This window comes from Mycobacterium sp. (assembly GCF_046330795.1).
Lineage (GTDB): Bacteria > Actinomycetota > Actinomycetes > Mycobacteriales > Mycobacteriaceae > Mycobacterium.
On sequence record NZ_JAXLSA010000002.1, the window covers coordinates 101,144 to 123,804 of the forward strand.

Genomic DNA, 22,661 nt, shown 5'->3' on the forward strand with positions numbered 1-22,661 from the left:
GCGTTGAGCAGTTCGGCCGCGGACGCGCAGCACTGGCTGACGCGCAACGTCAAAGTGCTGTCGGCGGTCTCGCTGCTGCAGGACACCGCGAGTGAACTGTTGTATCCGCTGCTTCCCATCTACCTCACCGCCGTCCTCGGTGCGCCGACCGCCGTGGTGGGCGCCGTCGAAGGGATCGCCGAGGGTGCGGCCTCGCTGACCAAACTCGGTGCGGGCCCGATGTCGGACCGGTTCGCGCGACGCCCGCTGGTCGCCACCGGGTACGGGTTGGCGGCGCTGGGAAAGGTGGTCGTCGCCGCGGCGACGGCGTGGCACGGCGTCCTGGCGGGGCGGGTCGTCGACCGGCTGGGCAAGGGAATCCGTGGCGCACCGCGCGATGCGCTGTTGGTCGACGGCGTGCCGGAGACCGCGCGGGCACGCGTGTTCGGGTTCCACCGGGCCATGGATACCTGTGGGGCGGTGCTCGGCCCACTGATCGGGCTCGCCGGCTACGAACTGCTGGACCACCGGATCGCTCCGCTGCTGTGGATCGCAGTGGTTCCGGCCGTGCTCAGCGTGGCGCTGGTGTTCCTGGCCCGGGAAACCCGGGTTCCGCCGGCCCCGGAGCGCCGCCGGATCTTCGCCAATATCGGCGCACTGCCCCGGCGGTACTGGCGCACGGTCGCGGTCCTGGTCGTCTTCGGCCTGGCCAACTTCCCCGACGCGCTGCTGTTGTTGCGGCTCAACGAGATCGGCTTCTCCGTCGTCGAGATCATCCTGGCCTACGTCACCTACAACCTGGTCTACGCGGCGGCCAGCTATCCCGCCGGCGCGCTGGCCGATCGCGTCGCACCGCCGGTGGTGTTCGGCGTGGGTGTCATGTTCTTCGCCGTCGGTTATGTGGGTCTGGGCCTGACCGCCGATCGCGGCGTCGCCTGGCTGCTGATCGGCAGCTATGGATTGTTCACCGCCTGCACCGACGGCGTGGGCAAGGCGTGGGTCTCCCGCCTTGCCGACGACTCCTGCCAGGGCAGCGCCCAGGGCGTATTCCAGGGGCTCAGCGGGATGGCAGTGTTGGCCGCGGGTGTGTGGGCCGGTCTGCTGTGGGGAGTCGACGGTCGGCTGCCGCTGCTGATCTCCGGCGGTGTCGCCGCTGTTCTGGCGGCAGTGCTGCTCTCTGCCGGCCGCCGGCTATGAGACGGTGATGGGGAACGGCGGTGTGCCCGAACCGGTGACGGTATAGCCACCCCACGGAGTGCGCTCGGCGAGCCGCGCTGGGGCCGCGTGGCCCTCGACCGAAACGGTTACGGCGCGTTGACCTTTGAGGGCGTCGTCGGGCAGATCGCCGGTGACGGTTCCGCGCCAGTGGTAACGCCCGTCGATGGCCGCGACGTGGCCCCCGAGTCGGGCCCGGACCGCGATGTCCCGGTCGCCGAAGGTGAGGACGGCATGCCCATCGTAGAGATCCGGGGAGAGGTCCCCATCCTCGAAAACCGTTGCGCTGAGATAGAAGTGGTCGGCCACCCGTTGGGGCCGCCAGCGGCCCACCACGATCCGGGACTTCGCCTCCATCCGGGTGTAACCGGATCGGCCCAGGAGTTCCAGGCAGCGGTCAACGTAGCGGACCTGGCGTTCGATGTGCGGTCCCGGAATCCGGAAGTAGTTGGGCAGACCGTGCACGGCCACCGCGTCGTCGTCGGAGCGGCGCGCGTCGATCACCGCGCGGGCCGAACTGGACCGGCCGTCCGCCCGGGTGACCGTCCAGGTGTCGGTGTTGCTGTCGAACCGCGCCTGGTCACCGTCCTCCCGAATGACGATGACGGTCACAGGAATCCGGCCCGGCGCCACATCCGCCGACCGACGCGGCCCATCAGACCGACCTCCTCGAAGAACGCGGCCAGCGGCGCGAACGACGTCACACAGGCCCGGTGGAAATTCGGATTGGCCCGGGCGGCGCGGCGCATCTCGGCTCCGTCCAGACCAGCCCGGTGGTACTGGATCGGCAGAGTGAACAACATCCGGTAGAACGGGCCGCCGGCGCCGTGCAGGTTGGCCATGATCATCCGGCGATAGCGCGGCATCGTCGGCACCGCCTTGCGCAATCCGTCCCGGGCGAACTGGATGTGCCGAGCCTCCTCGGTGACGTGGATTCGCATGAGCCGCTGCACGATCGGCTGGAGTTCGGGGTCGTCCATGATCTGGCGCTGCAGTGAATCGAAGATCTCCTCGCCGACCAGCGCGGCCGCCCACAGCACACTGCCGCGGAACAGGAACGGCAGCGAGTTGATTATCATGCGCTGGGAGAGCTTGGGGCGCACCGGGATTCCACCGATCCGGGCGATGGTCTTTCCGAACATCACCATGTGTCGCGTCTCGTCGCCGAGTTCGGTGAGCGCGTAGTGCGTCGTGCTGGCGGTTGGGTTCTTGTGCATGAGGTCGCGCAGCAGGGCCTGGTTGAGGATGTTCTCGAACCAGATTCCCGCCGAGAGGATGTTGATCAGTTCCTGCCGGGACAACTCGATCTGCTGTTCACGGGTCATCGCATCCCAGGCGGGTGTGCCGTGCAGCGTGACCATCCGTGGTGGCAGGAAGTACTTGTCCGGATCGATCGGGGCGTCCCAGTCGATGTCCACCGCCGGGGCGTAGGACTTCTTGACCGACCCGCTGAGCAGGCGTTCGGAGAACTCTTCGCGGGTCACCGATGTGGTGGGCGTCGCTGCCATGTTCAAAAGGTAGGAAGCGAATGCCGATTAGTCAATACCCGCGGTACCGGATACTCGAAGTCACGGCACGCGCCACCGTACCGCGCTGAACAGATCGGGTGGTGGCATACCCTGCGGAACATGCGGACCATCCACGTCATCGGCATCGGCGCCGGCGACCCCGACTACGTCACCGCCCAGGCCGTCGGCGCGCTCAACGGCACCGATGTGTTCTTCGCGATGGACAAGGGCGAGCACAAGAGCGATCTCGTCGCGTTGCGCCGCACCATCTGCGAGCGGTTCATCTCGCGCCCCGGCTACCGGTTCGTCGAACTGGCGGACCCCAAACGGGCCGGTGACGGCGACTACCTGCAGACTGTGGCCGACTGGCACGAGGCGCGCGCCGCGGTCTGGGCCGACGCCATCGAGGCCGAACTCGGACCCGACGGCGTCGGTGCCTTTCTGGCCTGGGGCGACCCGTCGCTCTACGACAGCACCCTGCGAATTCTCGAACTCGTGCGTCGCCGCATCGACATCGACTACGACGTCGTCCCGGGAATCACCGCCATCCAGGCGCTGACGGCACGACACCGGATCCCGCTCAACGATGTCGGCGAACCGGTTCTCATCACCACCGGCCGGCGGCTGCGGGAAACCGGCCTGGACGGCGCGGCAGTGGTGATGCTCGACGCGGACTGCACGTTCCTGGAATGCCCGCCGGCCACCCGGATCTGGTGGGGCGCCTACCTCGGCACGACCGATGAACTGCTGGTGTCCGGGACCGTCGGCGACGTCGGCGACGATATCTTCCGGCTCCGTGCCGAGGCCCGCGCCCGCCACGGCTGGATCATGGACACCTACCTACTTCGTGATGTCACCCAGTAGGTAGCGCTGCAGCGTCGGCGCCACCGCGTCGGCGAGTTCCTCCGGTGACATCGAGTGAATGGGGTCGGCGCGCGCGACGTAGCGCACCACACCGATGCCCACCAGCTGGGTGGCGCACAGTGCCGCGCGGACGGTGATCTGGTCGGCACCAATGGCTTTCAGGATCGGCCCGAACACCGGGCCGATCAGGTAGTCGTAGACCACGTCGACGGTCTTGGCCATTCCGGTGGCCGAGATGGCGCTGGCCGCGAACGGCCCGCCGTCGGCGATGTCCCACGTGGTGATCAGCGTCTGCAGCGTCCGCTTGCCGGTGGTGTCGATGCTGCCCCGCACGATCTTGTTGATGAAGTCCGGTGTGCGAAACGGCAACCGGAGGAAGCGGGCCACCGGATCGAAGACGCCGTCGGCCTCGTCGTGAGCATTCACCAGTTCAGCGTGGCCGTCCGGGCCGGTCAGCACAAGGTGGACACGCCGCGAACTTCACGGGCAGACTTGACGTCGTGCCCGAACTCCCGGAGGTCGAAGCGCTCGCCGACTATCTGCGTCAACACGCCACCGGACTTCCGGTGGGTCGCATCGACGTCGCGGCGCTGTCGGTCCTCAAGACCTTCGACCCGCCGCTGACCGCCCTGTACGGGCAGACCGTGACCGGTGCGTCGCGCTGGGGAAAGTACCTCGGCCTCGATGTCGGCGATCTGCATCTGATCACGCATCTGTCGCGGGCCGGCTGGCTGCGGTGGTCGGAGAAGCTGGCCGCAGCCCCGCTCAAACCGGGCAAGGGGCCCATCGGCTTGCGGGTGCACCTCGGAACGCCCGGCGAAGCACCCGGTTTCGACCTCACCGAGGCGGGAACCCAGAAGCGGCTCGCGGTCTGGCTGGTGACCGATCCCGCCGCGGTGCCCGGGATCGCCACCCTGGGGCCGGATGCGCTCGCGCTGGACGCCGATGGCCTGGCGGCCGTGCTGGCGGGCAATACGGGCCGGATCAAGACCGTGATCACCGATCAGAAGGTGATCGCCGGGATCGGCAATGCATACAGCGACGAGATCCTGCACACCGCACGGCTGTCGCCGTTCGCCACCGCGGGCAAGCTGACCGACGCGCAACTGGATGCCCTGTACGAGGCTATGATCACCGTGCTGACCGATGCGGTCCGGCGGTCCGTCGGTCAGCAGGCGGCGACGTTGAAGGGCGAGAAGCGATCCGGGCTGCAGGTGCACGCCCGCACCGGCCTGCCCTGCCCGGTGTGCGGAGACACGGTGCGCGAAGTGTCCTTCGCCGACAAGTCCTTCCAGTACTGCCCCACCTGCCAGACCGGCGGCAAGGTTCTCGCCGACCGGCGAATGTCCAAGCTGCTCAAGTGATCCGGCAGTAGGAGCGCGTCGCCGCCGTCAGCGCCTGCTGGTAGAGCGGGTCCAGGCCGCGCGCCGCGACCACCGAGTCGCGGGCTGCCTCGAGGTCGGTGACGCACTGCGGTGAATGCAACGAATCCCAATGCAGGGCAATCTGTTCCACCATCGTGCGGTTGTATCCGTCGATCTGGGTCCGCGAACTCGCCAGGTCGGGGGCGGCCGAGGGCGCGCCGGCGGGGTCGAACTTCCACTGCGCGAACCGGGTGTACTCGATGGCCTCGGTGACGTTGATCTGGTCGGTGAAGATATCCCGCACGTAACCCGGGTCGACGTGGTGTCCCACCGCGTCGGCGCCGACCGCGTCGAGCACCTGCGCGGCCCGGGCGGGGTCGGTGATGGAGCCGCCGTCGAGCCATTTGACCGCGGCAACCGGTTCGGCAACCTGAAGACGCAGCGCCGCCGCGTCGACGAGGTCGTGGAGTGCGCCGGCGGGGTGCGCCCCAGCCATCGGGGCCGGAATGAGCAGGGCGATCGGGAGGGCGGCAACTGCAACGAGGATGGGAACCAGGAGTCGGATACGCATGCCGTCATCTTCGTCCACCCGGATAGGCTGCACCGATGATCCGGCAGAAGATCCTCATCACCGGCGCGAGTTCAGGCCTGGGCGAGGGCATGGCCCGCGCGTTCGCGGCCAAGGGTCGCGACCTGGCCCTGTGTGCGCGGCGCACCGAGCGTCTGGATGCCCTCAAAGCCGAACTGACACAGCGTCATCCCGGTATCACCGTCGCCGTGGCCGAACTCGACGTCAACGATCACGACCAGGTGCCCACGGTGTTCGGTGAGCTGTCGGACGCGCTCGGCGGCATCGACCGGGTGATCGTCAACGCCGGTATCGGCAAGGGCGCCCCGCTGGGTTCGGGCAAACTGTGGGCCAACAAGGCCACGCTCGAGACCAATCTCGTTGCCGCCCTTGTCCAGATCGAAGCGGCGCTGGAAATGTTCAAGGCCTCTGGACGCGGTCACCTGGTGCTGGTGTCCTCGGTGCTGGCCAACAAGGGGGTGCCGGGCGTGAAAGCATCGTATGCGGCCAGCAAGGCCGGGTTGTCGTCGCTCGGCGAGTCGCTGCGGGCCGAATACGGGCGCGGCCCGATCCGGGTCACGGTGCTCGAACCCGGCTACATCGAATCGGAGATGACCGCCAAGGCGAACAAGACCTCGCTGATGGTGGACAACGCCACCGGCGTACGCGCGATGGTCGACGCCATCGAGGGCGAACGTGGTCATGCCGCAGTCCCCGGCTGGCCGTGGACCCCGATGGTGGCCCTGATGAAACTGACCCCCACCCGGCTCGCCAAGCTGTTCGCCTGAACCGGGGTTTATCCGATCGGGCGCAGTGGGTAGCCGAATCGGCATGAGGTACTCAAAACTGTCTCCCGCACTTTTCGCGGGCGTTGCCGCGGCCGCGACGCTCGCCTTCACCCCCGTTGCGATGGCCGATCCGATGCCGCCGCCGTGCGTCAATCCCGACGGCACGCCGTGTGCCAGCCTCGGCACGGCCGGACCGGGCGGTGCTGCCGGCGCTATCCCCGGCGGCCCCGGCGGTGAAGCCGGTCCCGGCGGTGCCAGTGGCGTGATCCCGGGCGGTCCCGGCGGTGCAGCCGGTCCCGGCGGCGCGACCGGCAGTATCCCCGGTGGTCCGGCCGGCACGGCAGGCCCGGGCGGTGCGTCCGGCAGCCTGGCTCCGGGCGGCCCCAGCGGTAGCGCCGGACCCGGTGGCGCCGCAGGCTGCATCCCCGGCGTGGGCTGCGCGACGATCCCCGTCGGCTGACTTCATGTCGCCGACAGTGATGTTGTTCGCGCCCCTTCCTGGGCGAACGCGATAACAACCTCACTCTCGGCGGATCGGGAGGTCAGCCCGCCCGGCCGCGTTCCTCGCGGTAACGGCGCACCAGCGCGTCCGTCGAGCTGTCCGACTGCGGTGCCGGAGCGGCGTCATCGGTGATGACCGGCAACAGCGCGATCGCCTGCTTCTTGCCCAGCTCCACGCCCCACTGGTCGAACGAGTCGATTCCCCAGATCACGCCCTCGGTGAATACCTGATGTTCATAGAGGGCGATCAACTGGCCGACCACCGACGGCGTCAGCCGGGTCGCCAGGATCGACGTGGAGGGCCGGTTGCCCGGCATCACCTTGTGCGGTACCACATTCGCCGGTGTTCCCTCCCCGGCGATCTCCTCGGCAGTCTTGCCGAATGCCAGCACCTGGGTCTGTGCGAAGAAGTTGCTCATCAAGAGGTCGTGCATGCTGCCCGACCCGTCCGCGGTGGCCAGATCGTCCACCGGCTGACTGAACCCGATGAAGTCGGCCGGCACCAGCCGCGTGCCCTGGTGCAGCAGTTGATAGAACGCATGCTGACCATTGGTGCCGGGTTCGCCCCAGAAGATCTCGCCGGTGTCGCTGTCGACGGGTGAGCCGTCCGCCCGCACCGACTTGCCGTTGGACTCCATGGTCAGCTGCTGCAGGTACGCGGCGAACCGACCCAGGTCATTCGAGTACGGCAGCACCGCACGTGACTGTGCGCCAAAGAAATTCGAGTACCACAGTCCGATCAGCCCCAGTAGTGCCGGGGCGTTCGCGGTCAGTGGGGCCGTCCGGAAGTGTTCGTCCATCAGATGGAAGCCCGCCAGGAATTCGGCGAAGCGTTCCCGGCCGATGACCGCCATCACCGACAGCCCGATCGCCGAATCCACCGAGTATCGACCGCCGACCCAGTCCCAGAAGCCGAACATGTTCGCGGTGTCGATGCCGAACTCCTCGACCAGCTTGGCGTTGGTCGAGACCGCGACGAAATGCTTGCTCACCGCATCCTCGCCCAGTGCACCGACCAGCCAGCGACGTGCCGCTGTCGCGTTGGTCAACGTCTCCAGTGTCGAGAACGTCTTCGATGCGACGATGAAAAGCGTTGTGGCCGGGTCCAATCCGTCCAGCTTGGCGACCAGGTCGGCCGGATCGACATTGGAGACGAACCGGGCGGAGATCCCGGCGTCGGCGTAGTGGCGCAGCGCGTCGTACACCATCACCGGGCCCAGGTCCGAACCGCCGATGCCGATGTTGACGACGGTCCTGATCGCCTGCCCCGTCGCACCCGTCCACTCCCCGGAGCGCAACCGGTCGGTGAAGGCGCCCATCTTGCCGAGCACCTCGTGCACGTCGGCGACGACGTCCTGGCCGTCGACGGTCAGGGTGGCCCCGACCGGCAGGCGCAACGCGGTGTGCAGGACGGCGCGGTCCTCCGAGGTGTTGATGTGCTCGCCGGCGAACATCGCCGCGCGCCGCTGTTCGAGGCCGGCCGCGCGGGCCAGGTCGATCAGCAGGTCCAGCGTCTCCCGGGTCACCCGGTGCTTGCTGTAGTCGATGTACAGGTCGCCCACGGTCAGCGTCAGTTCGCGGCCGCGGTCGGGATCCACGGCGAAGAACTCACGCAGATGCGTGTCACCGATCTGTTCGTAATGACGGGAGAGGGCGGACCAGGCGGGCGTCTCGGCGATCATGTCTTGACCCTAGTGCCGCGGCGACGCCGACGAGCGGCCAGATTTCGACGACGAGCTTCGGGGACACCGCCGCCTTTGCAAGGATGGGCGGATGGATACCGCCAAGCTGCTCGCCTCAGTGCCCACCGGTTTGTGGATCGGGGGTGCGGAACGCGCCGGCACCTCCACGTTCGACGTGCTCAACCCGGCGACCGGGGAGGTCATCACCGCCGTTGCCGACGCCACCGCCGCCGACGGCATCGCCGCGCTGGACGCCGCCGCCGCCGTGGAAGGGGACTGGGCGGCGACCCCGGCGCGGGACCGCGGCGAGATCCTGCGTTCGGTGTTCGAGACCATCAGCGCGCACACCGAGGACATCGCGACGCTGATGACCCTCGAGATGGGCAAGGTGCTGGCCGAGAGCCGCGGGGAGGTCAAGTACGGCGCCGAGTTCTTCCGGTGGTTCGCCGAGGAGGCGGTGCGCATCGACGGCCGCTACACCCACGCCCCGGCCGGCACCGGCCGGATCCTGGTGACCAAATCGCCAGTGGGGCAATGCTATGCGATCACGCCGTGGAACTTTCCGCTGGCGATGGGCACCCGCAAGATCGGCCCCGCGGTGGCCGCGGGCTGCACCATGATCGTCAAGCCGGCCCAGGAGACCCCGCTGACCATGCTGCTGCTGGCCAAGCTGATGGACGACGCCGGCCTGCCCAAGGGCGTGCTCTCGGTGCTGCCGACATCCCGGCCCGGCGACGTGACCACTGCGCTCATCGACGACGGGCGGCTGCGCAAACTGACGTTCACCGGCTCGACGGGCGTGGGCAAGGCGCTGGTCAAGCAGTCCTCGGACAAGCTGCTGCGCACGTCGATGGAACTGGGGGGCAACGCGCCGTTCATCGTCTTCGACGACGCCGACGTCGATGCCGCCGTCGACGGCGCGATCCTGGCCAAGATGCGCAACGGCGGCGAGGCCTGCACCGCGGCCAACCGGTTCCACGTCGCCAACTCCGTGCGCGCCGAGTTCACCGAGAAACTGGTGAAACGGATGGGGGAGTTCACCCTGGGTAACGGTCTGGACGATGGCTCGACACTCGGGCCGCTGATCAACGCCAAACAGGTCGGCACGGTCGAGGATCTGGTCTCCGACGCCGTCGCCCGCGGTGCCACGGTGGCCGTCGGGGGTGTCGCGCCCGAGGGTGCCGGGCACTTCTACCCGGCCACCGTGCTGGCCGACGTGCCCGCGGATGCCCGCATCCTCAAGGAGGAGGTGTTCGGCCCGGTCGCTCCGATCACCGGATTCGACAGCGAAGAGGAGGGGATCAGGGCCGCCAACGACACCGAGTACGGCCTGGCGTCCTACATCTACACGCAGTCGCTGGACCGCGCGCTGCGCGTCGCCGAATCCATCGAGTCGGGCATGGTCGGCGTCAATCGTGGCGTCATCTCGGATGCCGCGGCACCGTTCGGCGGCATCAAGGAATCCGGGTTCGGCCGCGAGGGCGGTGTCGAGGGCATCGAGGAGTATCTCGACACCAAGTACATCGCCCTGACCCAGTAACCCCATACGCCGAAAGGTACGTACGGGTGGGAAAGTTCGAGTGGACCGCGCCCTTTCGTCGGGTTCGGCGAGCGGCGTGGTTCTGCGAGCACGAGGCCCGGCGATCGGGACACCGTCGGGTCCGGGGCGCAATGCGACCATGAAGCCATGACCGCAACACTCGTCGCCAAGGGCGTCGCCGGCGGGTACGCGCATCGCACCCTGTTCGAGAACGTCAACCTGACCGTGGCCGCGGGTGACGTGGTCGGCGTCGTCGGCGCCAACGGCGCCGGCAAGAGCACGCTGCTGCGGATCCTGGCGGGTGAGCTCGCACCGCTCGCGGGCACGGTGAGCGTCGCACCGGCCGACGCGTTCGTCGGCTGGCTTCCGCAGGAGCACGAGCGGGTGCCCGGCGAGACCGTCGCCGGCTACATCGCGCGCCGCACCGGGTGCGCGGCGGCGGCCCGAGCGATGGATGCCGCGGCCGTGGCGCTGGCCGAGGGGGACGGCGACGCCGACGTCTACTCGACGGCCCTGGATCACTGGCTGGCCGCCGGCGCGGCCGACCTCGACGAGCGGATGCCGGTGGTGCTCGCGGAACTGGGTCTCGACTCGGCGGTGGTGCGGCCGGATGCAACCCCGATGACGTCGCTGTCCGGCGGCCAGGCGGCCCGCGTCGGACTCGCCGCGCTGATGCTGTCGCGCTTCGACGTTGTCCTGCTCGATGAGCCCACCAACGATCTCGATCTGGACGGGCTGGAACGGCTGGAGACGCTGGTCGGCGATCTGCGCGGCGGCGTGGTGCTGGTGAGTCATGATCGAGAGTTCTTGGCGCGCAGCGTGACTCGGGTCCTCGAACTCGACCTTGCGCAGCACACCACCACGGTGTTCGGCGGCGGGTACGAGAGCTATCTGGAAGAGCGCGAGATCGGCCGACGGCACCGGCGCGAGCAGTACGAGGAGTTCGCGGAGAAGAAGGCCGACCTGGTGGCCCGCGCCCGCGTTCAGCGGGAATGGTCCAGTCAGGGGGTGCGCAACGCGATCCGCAAGGCCCCGGACAACGACAAGATCCGGCGTCGGGCGGCCACCGAGTCCAGCGAGAAGCAGGCGCAGAAGGTCCGCCAGATGGAGAGCCGGATCGCGCGGCTCGAAGAGGTCGAGGAACCCCGGAAGGAATGGAGCCTGCAGTTCACCATCGGCCGGGCACCACGATCGAGCTCGGTGGTCGCCACGCTCGCGAATGCCGTTGTGCGACAAGGCGACTTTGTCCTGGGTCCCGTTTCGTTGCAGGTCGACGCGGGCGAACGCATCGGAATCACCGGGCCCAACGGCGCGGGCAAGTCCACGTTGCTGAAACTGCTACTGGGGCGGCTGGCGCCCGACGAGGGCCGCGCTTCCCTGGGCGCCAGCGTCGCCGTCGGCGAGATCGACCAGGCCCGCGCGGAGTTCGCCGGGACGGCACGCCTGGTCGACCGGTTCGAGCAGCAGGTGCCGACCTGGTCGACGGCGGACGTGCGGACCCTGCTGGCGAAGTTCGGTCTGGGCGCCGACCACGTCGAACGTCCCGTCGACGACCTCTCGCCCGGTGAGCGGACCCGCGCGGGTCTGGCGCTGCTGCAGGCCGTCGGGACCAACGTGCTGGTCCTCGACGAACCCACCAACCACCTCGATCTGCCCGCCATCGAGCAGTTGGAAGCGGCGCTGGACTCCTACGACGGTGCGCTGCTGCTGGTGACCCACGACCGCCGGATGCTGGCCAACGTGCGGTTGGATCGGACCTGGCTGGTCGACAACGGCCGGGTGGTCGAGCGCTGACTGACCTGGACCGCGAGTGTGCAGGTATATGCGTCTCGAGCCCGTCGATCTACATATGGGTGCACGCTCGCGAGGCACTGCTCGCGGGGATTGGACGTCCCGTTGGACGGGTCAGTGGCCGAGGCGGCCGCGGCCCATGCGCAACAGCAGCATGGCGAGGTCCTTGCCCTCGGGTCCGAGCGCGCTGTACCGCTCGATCACCTTCATCTCCCGGCTGTGCACCAGCCGGGTGCCCCCGGAGGCCATCCGGATCTTGCCGATGGTCTGCGACACCTCGCGGCGGCGCTGCACCGCGGCCAGGATCTCGGCGTCGAGCCGGTCGATCTCCTGGCGCAGGTCATCGATATCTACGGTGTTGACGGTCATCTCATTTTCCTCGCTGTTGGTGGAGTCTGGTCTCATCGAAGATTCGGGCCTCACACAACAGACGAGCCCCGGATCCGATGCGGACCGCGGGGCTCTTGGAAGCAGCTACACCACGGGCACCGCTGGCCGGTACCCGTGGAAAAATCGCCACTGCGCATTGAGCACGAATCGAGTGTGCCACTAACCGTCGTGCCAGCGCAAAGTCCCCCGGGTGAGCGCCGGGCCCGGCGTCGCACGATCTGTCCCCGGACGGCGGTAGGTTGACAGACGATATGAGCATCTCGACCGAAACAGATCAACTGCTGGACGGGCTCAACCCCCAACAACGTCAGGCCGTCCTGCACGAGGGCGCGCCGCTGCTGATCGTGGCCGGCGCCGGATCGGGCAAGACCGCCGTGCTCACCCGCCGGATCGCCTACCTGCTGGGCGCCCGCGACGTCGGCGTCGGGCAGGTGCTGGCTATTACGTTCACCAACAAGGCCGCCGCGGAGATGCGCGAGCGGGTGGTGCAGCTGATCGGGCCGCGGGCCCGCAACATGTGGGTCTCCACCTTCCACTCCACCTGCGTGCGGATCCTGCGCAATCAGGCGTCGCTGCTGCCCGGCCTGAACTCGAACTTCTCGATCTACGACGCCGACGACTCGCGCCGGTTGTTGATGATGATCGCCAAGGACATGGGTCTCGACGTCAAGCGGCATTCGCCGCGGTTGCTGGCCAATGCGATCTCGAACCTCAAGAACGAGCTGATCGATCCGGCGCAGGCCGCCGCGGAAGCATCCGAGGCCGGCGAGGATCTGCCGGGCATCGTGGCCCAGGTCTACGGCGAGTACCAGCGCCGGCTGCGCGCCGCCAACGCGCTGGATTTCGACGACCTGATCGGTGAGACGGTCGGCGTGTTGCAGGCCTTCCCGCAGATCGCCCAGTACTACCGCCGCCGGTTCCGCCACATCCTGGTCGACGAGTACCAGGACACCAACCACGCGCAGTACGTTCTCGTGCGCGAGCTGGTGGGGGTCGAGCCCACGCCAGACGGCATCGCGCCCGGTGAGTTGTGCGTGGTCGGTGACGCCGATCAGTCGATCTACGCCTTCCGCGGTGCCACCATCCGCAACATCGAGGACTTCGAGCGCGACTTTCCCGATGCCACCACCATTCTGCTCGAGCAGAACTACCGCTCCACGCAGACCATCCTGTCGGCCGCCAACTCCGTCATCGCGCGCAACGTGGGCCGCCGGGAGAAGCGGCTCTGGACCGATGCCGGCGACGGGGAACTGATCGTCGGGTACGTGGCCGATAATGAACATGACGAGGCACGGTTCGTGGCCGGGGAGATCGACGCCCTGGCCGCCGGCGACGGCGAGTTCACCTACAACGACGTCGCGGTGTTCTACCGCACCAACAATTCCTCCCGTGCGCTCGAAGAGGTGTTCATTCGCTCCGGGATTCCGTACAAGGTCGTCGGCGGAGTCCGGTTCTACGAGCGCAGGGAGATCCGCGACATCGTCGCGTACCTGCGGGTGCTGGACAATCCGGGCGACGCGGTGAGCATGCGGCGCATCCTCAACACCCCCCGCCGCGGTATCGGCGATCGCGCCGAGGCCTGCGTCGCGGTGTACGCCGAGAACACCGGTGGCGGCTTCAACGACGCCCTGCAGGCCGCCGCCGAGGGCCGGGTGCCGATGCTCAACTCCCGCTCGGAGAAAGCCATCTCGGCGTTCGTCGAGTTGCTCGACGAATTGCGGGGCAAGCTCGACCAGGAGCTCGGTGATCTGGTCGAGGCGGTGCTGGAGCGTACCGGCTACCGTCGCGAACTCGAATCGTCCAATGATCCGCAGGACCTCGCTCGCTTGGACAATCTCAACGAATTGGTCAGCGTCGCACACGAATTCAGCATCGACCGGGCCAACGCGCGAGCGCTGGCGGCCGAGGAGGACGAACCGGCGGACGAGGACGTCCCCGAGACCGGGATCCTCGCCGAGTTCCTGGAACGGGTGTCGCTGGTGGCCGACACCGACGAGATTCCCGAGCACGGTTCCGGCGTCGTCACGCTGATGACCCTGCACACCGCCAAAGGCCTGGAATTCCCAGTGGTTTTCGTGACCGGCTGGGAGGACGGGATGTTCCCGCACATGCGCGCACTGGGCGATCCGACCGAGTTGTCGGAGGAGCGCCGGCTGGCCTACGTCGGCATCACCCGCGCCCGCCAGCGTCTCTATCTGAGCCGGGCCAAGGTGCGTTCGTCGTGGGGCCAGCCGATGCTCAATCCGGAATCGCGGTTCCTGCGGGAGATTCCGCAGGAACTGATGGACTGGCGCCGCACCGAGCAGGCCGGCCCGTCGCTGAGCGCGCCGGTGAGCGGGGCCGGCCGGTTCGGCGGCTCGGCGCGTCCCGCGCCGGCGTCGCGGCCGCGGAACAAGCCGCTGCTGGTGCTCGAACCGGGCGACCGGGTCACCCACGACAAGTACGGTCTGGGCCGCGTCGAAGAAGTGTCCGGCGTGGGTGAATCGGCAATGTCGCTCATCGACTTCGGTAGCTCCGGTCGCGTCAAACTGATGCACAACCACGCGCCGGTGGCCAAGCTGTAGTTTCTCGCCAGGTTCAGGCGACGCACCACCGCCGGGTCGACGGCAACAGCGCCAGCACCGCGCTGGCCACCGGCAGGGCCGGAATGACGTAGATGAACCACGGCAGTTCCGCGCCGGCGATGAACACCCCGCCCAGCGCCAGCAGGGCAACCACGGCGCCGACGGTGATCAGGTAGCGGCCCAGCTGCCGTCGCTGCAACAGCAGCACCACCCCGCAGATCGTGCTTGCCGCGAACACGAAGGCCAGGAAACCGACTGCGGCACAGAACAATCGGTCGGTGTCCCACCACCCGTTGATCAGATCGGTCGCCACCACCGAGGTGGCCCACCCGCTGAGCATCGCCATCACGCAGGCCGCAACGGCCGTCGCGCTGCCGGGGTTCGGTGAGGCGGCGCTGCGTGGCGGTCGCGGGATGGCGGTGGTCGCGGGATCATTCGCGGGATCGGCCGGCAGGGAAGCCGGCCCCGTGGGTGCCCGGCGGATGATGTGGGTGCGGGTGTCGTCGGTGCCGGGTGGGACCGGGATGGGTCCGGTGGGTGCTCGGCGGATGATCCGGGTGGAATCGTCCGGAGACGCGTCAGGAGGTTGTTCGTGGGGCGGCCGGGTCACCGGTCAGGGGGTGTAGGCGCCGAGGGTGATTCCGCGCTGGGCCAGCCAGGGCTGGGGATCGATGAAGTCGGTGCCGTTGAGCAGAACCGAGAAGTGGCAGTGCGGGCCGGTGGACTGGCCGCGGTTGCCGACGGTGGCGATCTGATCGCCCGCCATCACCCGCTGGCCGGGGCTCACGAGCCAGGAGTTCACGTGCCCGTAGAGCGAGACCGTGCCGTCGGCGTGCCGGATCTTGACCCAGGCGCCGTAGCCCGCGGTCGGGCCCGCGTCGGTCACCACGCCATCGGCGACCGCGTAGATGGGCGTGCCGATGGGGGCGGCCAGGTCGACGCCGGCGTGCAGCGCGCCCCAGCGGTAGCCGAACCCGGAGGTGAAGATCCCGTTGGTCGGCTTGACGAACAGCGGCCGCTGCAGCCGGGCCTCACGTTCGGCGCGCTCCTGTGCGAAGGCCGCACCCTTGGCGAACTCTTCGGAGTGGATCGTGCTGTTGGCCGCCGGGGTGACGGTGACCAGCTGGACGCCCCGAGCATTGTTGGTGGAGGCGGCCGACGCCGCCGGGAATGCTCCGGTGGCGTTCGAGGCGAGCACGGTCTTGGTCGAGGTGTGCCCGAAGTCGTCGGAAGCGGCCACCACCGAGTACGTGGCGGCGGCGGCACCACCGACGGCCATCGCGGCGACCAGCACGCGGCTCTTGACCGCGGTGGTTCGGGGCTTGCGGTGCTGGCCGATTCGGGGCAGCACGTCGGTGACCGCGTTGGCGTTCTCCTCGAGGGCACGCCATTCGTCGTCCAGGTCCAGGCCGAGGTCCTCGCGCGGCTCCAGACTCAGCGCCACCAGGTTGTCGGTGTCGGTCAGGTCATCGAGCTCGGGAGCGGCCAGCAGACGCTCGTCCAGGGGGATGGATTCGTCCAGCAGGTCGTTGAGGCGATCACAGTCAGAGGCGGCCTCGTAGCCGGCGGATGTCCCGGAATCGAGTGTCGTGCGCTGCGCTGCCAACCTGAAATGTCCCTCTAGTCGTGACCAAAGCGTTATCTGGACTCGAGAGACGGTAACGAACGTCGCGCAACCTCGGCAACCCAGGCGGGCATTCCGGCGCGGATTGTGATTTGTATCACTGGTCCCGGGCGGTGACGTGTACCACATCGGTGGTGGGCGGTGCGAGTGTCTCGCAGGCGTGTCGATACAGTTCGCACCGGGCCAATTCCCCCAAGCCGTCACCGCCGTGAGCACACCGCAGAGGTGCTGCACGCCAGTAAGGAAGCTGATGGATCTTTTCGAGTACCAGGCGAAGGAACTCTTCGCCAAGCACAACGTTCCGACCACGCCCGGCCGGGTGACCGACACCGCGGAGGACGCCAAGGCGATCGCCGAGGAAATCGGCAAGCCGGTCATGATCAAGGCGCAGGTCAAGGTCGGTGGACGCGGTAAGGCCGGCGGTGTGAAGTACGCCGCGACGCCCGACGACGCGTACACCCATGCGAAGAACATCCTGGGCCTCGACATCAAGGGCCACATCGTCAAGAAGCTGCTGGTCGCCGAGGCCAGCGACATCGCCGAGGAGTACTACATCTCCTTCCTGCTCGACCGCGCCAACCGGACCTACCTGGCGATGTGCTCGGTCGAGGGCGGCATGGAGATCGAAGAGGTCGCCGCCACCAAGCCCGATCGGCTCGCCCGGGTGTCCGTCGACGCCGTCAAGGGTGTCGACCTCGCCTTCGCGCGGGAGATCGCCGAGAAGGGACACCTGCCCGCCGAGGTTCTCGACGCCGCGGCCGTCACCATCCAAAAGCTGTGGGAGGTGTTCGTAAAGGAGGACGCCACCCTGGTGGAGGTCAACCCGCTGGTGCGCACCCCCGACGATCAGATCCTGGCGCTCGACGGCAAGGTCACCCTCGACGAGAACGCCGACTTCCGCCAGCCCGGCCATGCCGAGTTCGAGGACAAGGACGCCACCGATCCGCTCGAGCTCAAGGCCAAGCAGAACGACCTGAACTACGTGAAGCTCGACGGTGCCGTCGGCATCATCGGCAACGGCGCGGGCCTGGTCATGTCCACCCTCGACGTCGTCGCCTACGCCGGCGAGAAGCATGGTGGGGTCAAGCCCGCCAACTTCCTCGACATCGGTGGCGGCGCCTCGGCCGAGGTGATGGCCGCGGGGCTGGACGTGATCCTGCATGACAGCCAGGTCAAGAGCGTGTTCGTCAACGTCTTCGGCGGCATCACCGCCTGTGACGCGGTGGCCAACGGCATCGTCAAGGCGCTGCAGATCCTCGGCGACGAGGCCAACAAGCCGCTGGTGGTTCGCCTGGACGGCAACAACGTGGACGAGGGCCGGCGCATCCTGGCCGAGGCCAACCATCCCCTGGTGATCCAGGCCGAGACCATGGACGCCGGCGCCGACAAGGCCGCCGAGCTGGCGAACAAGTAAGGGGCTCAAGTCATGTCGATCTTCTTGAACAAAGACAGCAAGGTCATCGTCCAGGGCATCACCGGCGGTGAGGGCACCAAGCACACCGCCCTGATGCTCAAGGCCGGCACCCAGGTGGTCGGCGGCGTCAATGCCCGCAAGGCCGGTACCACCGTGAGTCACGTGGCCAAAGATGGCTCCGCCGTTGAGCTTCCGGTGTTCGGCAGCGTGGCGGAGGCCATGAAGGAAACCGGCGCCGACGTGTCGATCGCCTTCGTGCCGCCGCCGTTCGCCAAGGACGCCATCATCGAGGCCATCGACGCCGAGATCCCGCTGCTGGTGGTCATCACCGAGGGAATTCCGGTGCAGGACAGCGCATATGCGTGGGCCTATAACCTGGAAAAGGGTGGGGCGAAGGGTCCTAAAACTCGCATCATCGGCCCCAACTGCCCGGGCATCATCACCCCCGGCGAGGCGTTGGTCGGCATCACGCCGAACAACATCACCGGCAAGGGTCCGATCGGGCTGGTGTCGAAGTCGGGCACCCTGACCTACCAGATGATGTACGAGCTGCGGGACTTCGGTTTCTCCACCGCCATCGGAATCGGCGGCGACCCCGTGATCGGAACCACCCACATCGACGCCATCGAGGCCTTCGAGAAGGATCCCGAGACCAAGGTCATCGTCATGATCGGCGAGATCGGCGGCGACGCCGAGGAGCGTGCGGCCGACTACATCAAGGCCAACGTCTCCAAGCCGGTCGTCGGCTACGTCGCGGGCTTCACCGCTCCGGAGGGCAAGACGATGGGCCACGCCGGCGCCATCGTGTCGGGTTCGTCGGGCACCGCCGCGGCCAAGAAGGAGGCCCTCGAGGCCGCCGGGGTCAAGGTCGGCAAGACGCCGTCGGCGACGGCCGCGCTGGCCCGGGAGATCCTCGAGAGCCTGTAAGGCGTTCCGTTTCTCCGTTTCCCCGCGAGCGTGCGTGTCGGCCCGCCGACACGCCGCCGCGGGCGGACCTTTGTGCACGCTCGTCATCGGCGCCAGGGCAGCAACGCTCTGGCGCCGATTTCGCGGCCGGGCCAGCGGAGGTTAGCCTGACGAACTAACTGGCAGCTGTAAATGCCGAGGTGTGCAGAACCTGCGCAGGGACGAGGAGGCTTCGACATGGCGGTGGATCCGCGTACGCCCGTCGTGGTCGGTGTCGGGCAGTTCACCGAGAACCTGGAGCACGACGGCTACCGCGGAATGTCCTCTGTCGAGCTCGCCACCGAGGCCGCTCGGGCCGCACTGGCCGACACCGGAGCCGACGTTGCGGCGGTGGCGCAGGCCATCGACGTCTTCGCCGGACTGCGGCAGTTCGAGATCTGCACCCCGTTCGGCCCGCCGCCGCTGGGGGCCTCGGACAACTACCTCCGGTCGGTGGCGCGACGCGTGGGCGCCGATCCGGCGCGCGCGGTGCTCGAACCGCTCGGCGGACACGGCCCGCAGAAGCTGCTCACCGAGTTCGCCGGCCGGATCGCTGCGGGCGAGGCCGACGTGGTGCTGCTGCTCGGGTCGGAGAACGGCTCCACCCTGCGTTACTTCAGCGGGCGTGACGACAAGCCCGATCACAGCGAACGGGTGGGCGGCCAGCTCGAGGACCGCGGCTACGGCTTCGAGCAGTACATCGACGAGATCACGGTGACGCACGGGATGACCGGCGCGCCAGTCCAGTACGGCCTGCTGGACAACGCGCGGCGTCGCCGGTTGGGCATCGGTGTTGCCGAATACCGCCGGCAGATGGCCGAACTGTTCGCACCGTTCTCTAAAGTGGCTGCCAAGAACCAGTTCTCGGCGTCCCCGGTGGAACGTTCGGCGGACGAGATCGGTACCGTCACGCCCGAGAATCGGATGATCTGCGACCCGTATCCGCGCCTGCTGGTGGCCCGCGATCAGGTGAACCAGGGGGCGGCGGTGTTGGTCACCTCTGTGGCGGCGGCGCGCAAACTCGGTGTGCCCGAGGGTAATTGGGTCTATCTGCACGGGCACGCCGACATGGTGGAACAGGCCTTCCTGGACCGGGCTGACGTCGGGCAGAGTGCGGCCACCGAACTGGCCGCGCGCGAGGCCCTGCGGGTGGCCGAGGTCGGTATCGACGACATCGCCACCTTCGACCTCTACAGCTGTTTCCCGTTCCCGGTGTTCACCTTCTGCGACGTGACCGGTCTGTCGACGGACGATCCGCGCGGATTGACCCTCACGGGCGGCCTGCCGTACTTCGGCGGACCCGGAAACAGCTACTCGCTGCACGCCATCGCCGAAACCGTCAGCGAAATGCGTTGCAGACCAGATCAATTCGGATTGGTCGGGGCCAATGGTGGCGTGATGAGCAAGTACTCCGTTGGCATCTACTCGACCGCCCCCGCACCCTGGCGGGCCGACCGCAGTGCCGAACTGCAGCGCGAGATCACGGCACTGCCGAAGACGCCGACCGTCCGCCACCACGACGGCGACGGGGTCATCGAGACCTACTCGGTGCGCTATGACTGGCCGGTGATCACCGGCATCATCGTCGGCCGCATCGATGACGGCACCAGGTTCATGGCCACCAGTACCGACCCGGAGTTGATGGCGCTCATGACCGGTGGTGATCCCCTGGGGCAACGCATTTCGGTGAAGTCCGTCGACGGCGTCAACGAGGCCGTACCGGCCTGAGGTGCCGCGTCGAGATCGACGAAATGACGTGGGCTACTTGGAGAAATTCGCCGATAGGTGCGTTTCGGCGAGTTTGGTGGCGAGGCGTTCGACGTGGCTGGCGATGTCGTCGGGGGATTTGTCGGGTAGGCCGAAGAGGACTTCGGTGACGCCGAGGTCTTTCCAGTGGGCCAGTTTGTCGGGGTCGGGTTTGAAGTCCAGGGCGACGATGGTGGGGGTGCCGTCGCGGTCGGCGCCCGCCCAGGTGTCGTGCAGGAGTTTGACGGAGTCGTCGATGACGAAGTCGCGGGGGGTGGTGATCCAGCCGTCCGCCGAGCGGGCGATCCATGTGAAGTTCTTCTCGGTGCCGGCGGCGCCGACGAGGACGGGGATGTGGGATTGGATGGGTTTGGGCCAGGCCCACGATGGGCCGAAGTCGACGAATTCGCCGTGGTACTCGGCGACTTCGTCGGTCCATAGGGTGTTCATGGCTTCGAGGTATTCGCGCAGCATGGTGCGGCGCCGGGCTGGGGGGACGTTGTGGTCGGCCAGTTCGTCGGTGTTCCAGCCGTAGCCGACACCGAGGGTGACGCGTCCGCCGGAGAGGTGATCGAGGGTGGCGATGGATTTGGCCAGGGTGATGGGGTCGTGTTCGACGGGGATGGCCACGGCGGTGGAGAGCCGCACGCGGGTGGTGACCGCGCAGGCGGTGCCCAGGGCGACCCAGGGGTCCAGGGTGCGCATGTAGCGGTCGTCGGGCAGGGTTTCATCCCCGGTGGTGGGGTGTGCGGCGTCGCGGCGGGTGGGGATGTGGGTGTGCTCGGGGACGTAGAAGGTGGTGAAGCCGTGGTCGTCGGCCAGTTTGGCCGCCGCGGCGGGGGTGATCCCGCGATCACTGGTGAACAGCACGAGCCCGAAATCCATGACCCGAATTAGAACGTGTTCTAGTCCGCATGGCAAGCGTCGGGACGGCGGTGGTTCGAGTCTGGGCGAATGAAATTGGTGACTGCCGCGCCGCGGCTTGGTCGGATCGAGCACATGACGACAGAACGCATCGCCGAGAACACCACCTTCGCCTACTGGGTTCCCAACGTCAGCGGCGGCCTGGTCACCAGCGACATCGAACAACGCACCGACTGGAACTACGAGTACAACGCCGAGCTGGCCCGGACGGCCGAGAACAACGGCTTCGAATACGCCCTGAGTCAGGTCCGCTACGAGGCCAGCTACGGTGCCGAATTCCAGCACGAGTCAACGAGTTTCAGCCTGGCGCTGCTGTTGGCCACCGAACGGCTCAAGGTCATCGCAGCCGTGCAACCCGGCCTGTGGCAGCCGGCGGTGTTGGCCAAGCTGGGTGCCACCGCCGACCACCTCTCCGGCGGCCGCTTCGCGGTCAACGTCGTCTCCGGCTGGTTCAAGGACGAGTTCACCCATCTGGGGGAGCCGTGGCTCGAACACGACGAGCGCTACCGGCGCAGTGCCGAGTTCCTCCAGGTGCTGCGCAAGATCTGGACCGAGGACGACGTGGATTTCCGCGGCGACTTCTACCGCATCCACGACTTCACCCTCAAGCCCAAGCCGCTCCACCAGCCCGAGCTCTTCCAGGGCGGCAATTCCACCGCCGCCCGCCGCAACGGCGGCCGCTACGCGGACTGGTACTTCTCCAACGGCAAGGACTTCGACGGCATCACGGAGCAGATCGTCGAGGTGCGCGGACACGCGCGCGAGGCGCAGCGTGAGGTGAAGGTCGGCCTCAACGGGTTCATCATCGCCCGGGACACCGAGAAGGAGGCCAGGGAGACGTTGCGGGAGATCGTGGCCAAGGCCAACCGGCCGGCCGTGGAGGGCTTCCGGTCGGCGGTGCAGCAGGCCGGGAACTCCACCGTTGACAAGAAGGGGATGTGGGCTGATTCGACGTTCGAGGATCTGGTGCAGTACAACGACGGATTCCGCACCGGATTGATCGGCACGCCCGAACAGATCGCCGAGCGGATCGCGGCCTACCGGCATCGCGGCGTCGATCTGATCCTCGGCGGCTTCCTGCACTTCCAGGAGGAGATCGAGTACTTCGGCGCCCGGGTGCTGCCCCTGGTGCGGGAGATCGAGGCCGCCGAATCCGGTAGCGCCGACCGGCCGTTGCGAATCTCCGCCTGACCCCGCCGCATCGAGTCAGCGGCCACTGCGTCAACGTGCGGGAAGGCCCCGCTCTGGCCGCTG

At 67.9% G+C, this 22,661-nt stretch carries 21 protein-coding genes and 1 pseudogene; 13 read left to right on the forward strand and 9 right to left on the reverse strand.

Going from position 1 to position 22,661, the window contains the following annotated elements:
• The first annotated feature begins 3 nt into the window (after positions 1-3).
• The gene (locus tag U0R18_RS07685) at positions 4-1,176 is read left to right on the forward strand and encodes an MFS transporter (RefSeq protein WP_526367632.1); all 1,173 of its coding nucleotides are present in this window, start codon (positions 4-6) and stop codon (positions 1,174-1,176) included.
• Here U0R18_RS07685 and U0R18_RS07690 read toward each other — a convergent pair.
• Complete coding sequence (locus U0R18_RS07690) at positions 1,171-1,806, reverse strand: DUF4873 domain-containing protein (RefSeq protein ID WP_526367633.1); 636 nt, start codon at positions 1,804-1,806, stop codon at positions 1,171-1,173. The genes U0R18_RS07685 and U0R18_RS07690 overlap by 6 nt on opposite strands.
• Positions 1,803-2,702, reverse strand: coding sequence for a diiron oxygenase (locus U0R18_RS07695; RefSeq protein ID WP_526367634.1), 900 nt, complete (start codon positions 2,700-2,702; stop codon positions 1,803-1,805). Before U0R18_RS07695 ends, U0R18_RS07690 begins: the two co-directional genes overlap by 4 nt.
• 120 nt (positions 2,703-2,822) lie before the next feature.
• On the opposite strand from U0R18_RS07695, the gene cobF reads away from it, so the two are divergent.
• Positions 2,823-3,566 carry a precorrin-6A synthase (deacetylating) gene (gene cobF / locus U0R18_RS07700; protein ID WP_526367635.1) on the forward strand — a complete coding sequence of 248 codons (744 nt, stop codon included), beginning with the start codon at positions 2,823-2,825 and terminating at the stop codon, positions 3,564-3,566.
• Here cobF and U0R18_RS07705 read toward each other — a convergent pair.
• Positions 3,543-3,995, reverse strand: coding sequence for a TetR/AcrR family transcriptional regulator (locus U0R18_RS07705; RefSeq protein ID WP_526368252.1), 453 nt, complete (start codon positions 3,993-3,995; stop codon positions 3,543-3,545). The genes cobF and U0R18_RS07705 overlap by 24 nt on opposite strands.
• A gap of 71 nt (positions 3,996-4,066) precedes the next feature.
• Here U0R18_RS07705 and U0R18_RS07710 point away from each other — a divergent pair.
• A pseudogene (locus U0R18_RS07710) lies at positions 4,067-4,303 on the forward strand (DNA-formamidopyrimidine glycosylase family protein); the annotation flags it as partial.
• A gap of 159 nt (positions 4,304-4,462) precedes the next feature.
• On the forward strand, positions 4,463-4,930 hold the full coding sequence (locus tag U0R18_RS07715; protein WP_526368253.1) for a zinc finger domain-containing protein: 468 nt from the start codon (positions 4,463-4,465) through the stop codon (positions 4,928-4,930).
• Here U0R18_RS07715 and U0R18_RS07720 read toward each other — a convergent pair.
• Positions 4,923-5,519, reverse strand: coding sequence for a chorismate mutase (locus U0R18_RS07720; protein ID WP_526367636.1), 597 nt, complete (start codon positions 5,517-5,519; stop codon positions 4,923-4,925). The two genes, U0R18_RS07715 and U0R18_RS07720, sit on opposite strands and share 8 nt — an antisense overlap.
• 17 nt (positions 5,520-5,536) lie before the next feature.
• Between U0R18_RS07720 and U0R18_RS07725 the strand changes: the two genes are divergently transcribed.
• Both U0R18_RS07725 and U0R18_RS07730 read left to right on the forward strand, forming a co-directional pair.
• Positions 5,537-6,286, forward strand: coding sequence for an SDR family oxidoreductase (locus U0R18_RS07725; RefSeq protein WP_526367637.1), 750 nt, complete (start codon positions 5,537-5,539; stop codon positions 6,284-6,286).
• A 43-nt stretch (positions 6,287-6,329) separates the two neighbouring features.
• A complete protein-coding gene (locus U0R18_RS07730; protein WP_526367638.1) occupies positions 6,330-6,746 on the forward strand; it encodes a hypothetical protein in 417 nt (138 codons plus the stop codon).
• An 82-nt stretch (positions 6,747-6,828) separates the two neighbouring features.
• Here U0R18_RS07730 and pgi read toward each other — a convergent pair whose 3' ends face one another.
• Positions 6,829-8,469, reverse strand: a complete 1,641-nt coding sequence (gene pgi / locus U0R18_RS07735; RefSeq protein WP_526367639.1) for a glucose-6-phosphate isomerase — start codon at positions 8,467-8,469, stop codon at positions 6,829-6,831.
• 91 nt (positions 8,470-8,560) lie between these two features.
• Here pgi and U0R18_RS07740 point away from each other — a divergent pair, with 91 nt between their 5' ends.
• Together U0R18_RS07740 and U0R18_RS07745 are read left to right on the forward strand one after the other, a co-directional pair.
• The gene (locus U0R18_RS07740; RefSeq protein WP_526367640.1) at positions 8,561-10,009 is read left to right on the forward strand and encodes an NAD-dependent succinate-semialdehyde dehydrogenase; all 1,449 of its coding nucleotides are present in this window, start codon (positions 8,561-8,563) and stop codon (positions 10,007-10,009) included.
• Positions 10,010-10,156: 147 nt separating this feature from the next.
• On the forward strand, positions 10,157-11,803 hold the full coding sequence (locus U0R18_RS07745) for an ABC-F family ATP-binding cassette domain-containing protein (RefSeq protein WP_526367641.1): 1,647 nt from the start codon (positions 10,157-10,159) through the stop codon (positions 11,801-11,803).
• Between the two features lie 111 nt (positions 11,804-11,914).
• Here the strand turns inward: U0R18_RS07745 and U0R18_RS07750 are convergent, their stop codons facing one another.
• Positions 11,915-12,205, reverse strand: a complete 291-nt coding sequence (locus tag U0R18_RS07750) for a chorismate mutase (protein ID WP_526367642.1) — start codon at positions 12,203-12,205, stop codon at positions 11,915-11,917.
• 236 nt (positions 12,206-12,441) lie between these two features.
• Between U0R18_RS07750 and U0R18_RS07755 the strand changes: the two genes are divergently transcribed.
• A complete protein-coding gene (locus tag U0R18_RS07755) occupies positions 12,442-14,754 on the forward strand; it encodes a UvrD-helicase domain-containing protein (protein WP_526367643.1) in 2,313 nt (770 codons plus the stop codon).
• Between the two features lie 13 nt (positions 14,755-14,767).
• Here U0R18_RS07755 and U0R18_RS07760 read toward each other — a convergent pair whose 3' ends face one another.
• Both U0R18_RS07760 and U0R18_RS07765 read right to left on the reverse strand, forming a co-directional pair.
• On the reverse strand, positions 14,768-15,364 hold the full coding sequence (locus tag U0R18_RS07760; protein ID WP_526367644.1) for a hypothetical protein: 597 nt from the start codon (positions 15,362-15,364) through the stop codon (positions 14,768-14,770).
• A gap of 3 nt (positions 15,365-15,367) precedes the next feature.
• Positions 15,368-16,360, reverse strand: coding sequence for a M23 family metallopeptidase (locus tag U0R18_RS07765; protein ID WP_526367645.1), 993 nt, complete (start codon positions 16,358-16,360; stop codon positions 15,368-15,370).
• A gap of 268 nt (positions 16,361-16,628) precedes the next feature.
• Between U0R18_RS07765 and sucC the strand changes: the two genes are divergently transcribed.
• The 3 genes from sucC to U0R18_RS07780 all read left to right on the forward strand — a co-directional run bounded on the left by sucC (position 16,629) and on the right by U0R18_RS07780 (position 20,465).
• Positions 16,629-17,792 carry an ADP-forming succinate--CoA ligase subunit beta gene (gene sucC, locus U0R18_RS07770; protein WP_526367646.1) on the forward strand — a complete coding sequence of 388 codons (1,164 nt, stop codon included), beginning with the start codon at positions 16,629-16,631 and terminating at the stop codon, positions 17,790-17,792.
• Positions 17,793-17,804: 12 nt separating this feature from the next.
• On the forward strand, positions 17,805-18,719 hold the full coding sequence (gene sucD / locus U0R18_RS07775) for a succinate--CoA ligase subunit alpha (RefSeq protein ID WP_526367647.1): 915 nt from the start codon (positions 17,805-17,807) through the stop codon (positions 18,717-18,719).
• 216 nt (positions 18,720-18,935) lie between these two features.
• Positions 18,936-20,465, forward strand: a complete 1,530-nt coding sequence (locus tag U0R18_RS07780; RefSeq protein ID WP_526367648.1) for an acetyl-CoA acetyltransferase — start codon at positions 18,936-18,938, stop codon at positions 20,463-20,465.
• A 33-nt stretch (positions 20,466-20,498) separates the two neighbouring features.
• Here U0R18_RS07780 and U0R18_RS07785 read toward each other — a convergent pair whose 3' ends face one another.
• Positions 20,499-21,368: an LLM class F420-dependent oxidoreductase gene (locus U0R18_RS07785; protein WP_526367649.1), complete on the reverse strand. Its 870-nt coding sequence runs from the start codon at positions 21,366-21,368 to the stop codon at positions 20,499-20,501.
• Between the two features lie 114 nt (positions 21,369-21,482).
• Between U0R18_RS07785 and sfnG the strand changes: the two genes are divergently transcribed.
• Entirely contained in the window at positions 21,483-22,598 is a 1,116-nt protein-coding gene (sfnG, locus tag U0R18_RS07790) for a dimethylsulfone monooxygenase SfnG (RefSeq protein ID WP_526367650.1), read from the forward strand.
• The last annotated feature ends 63 nt before the right edge of the window (positions 22,599-22,661 follow it).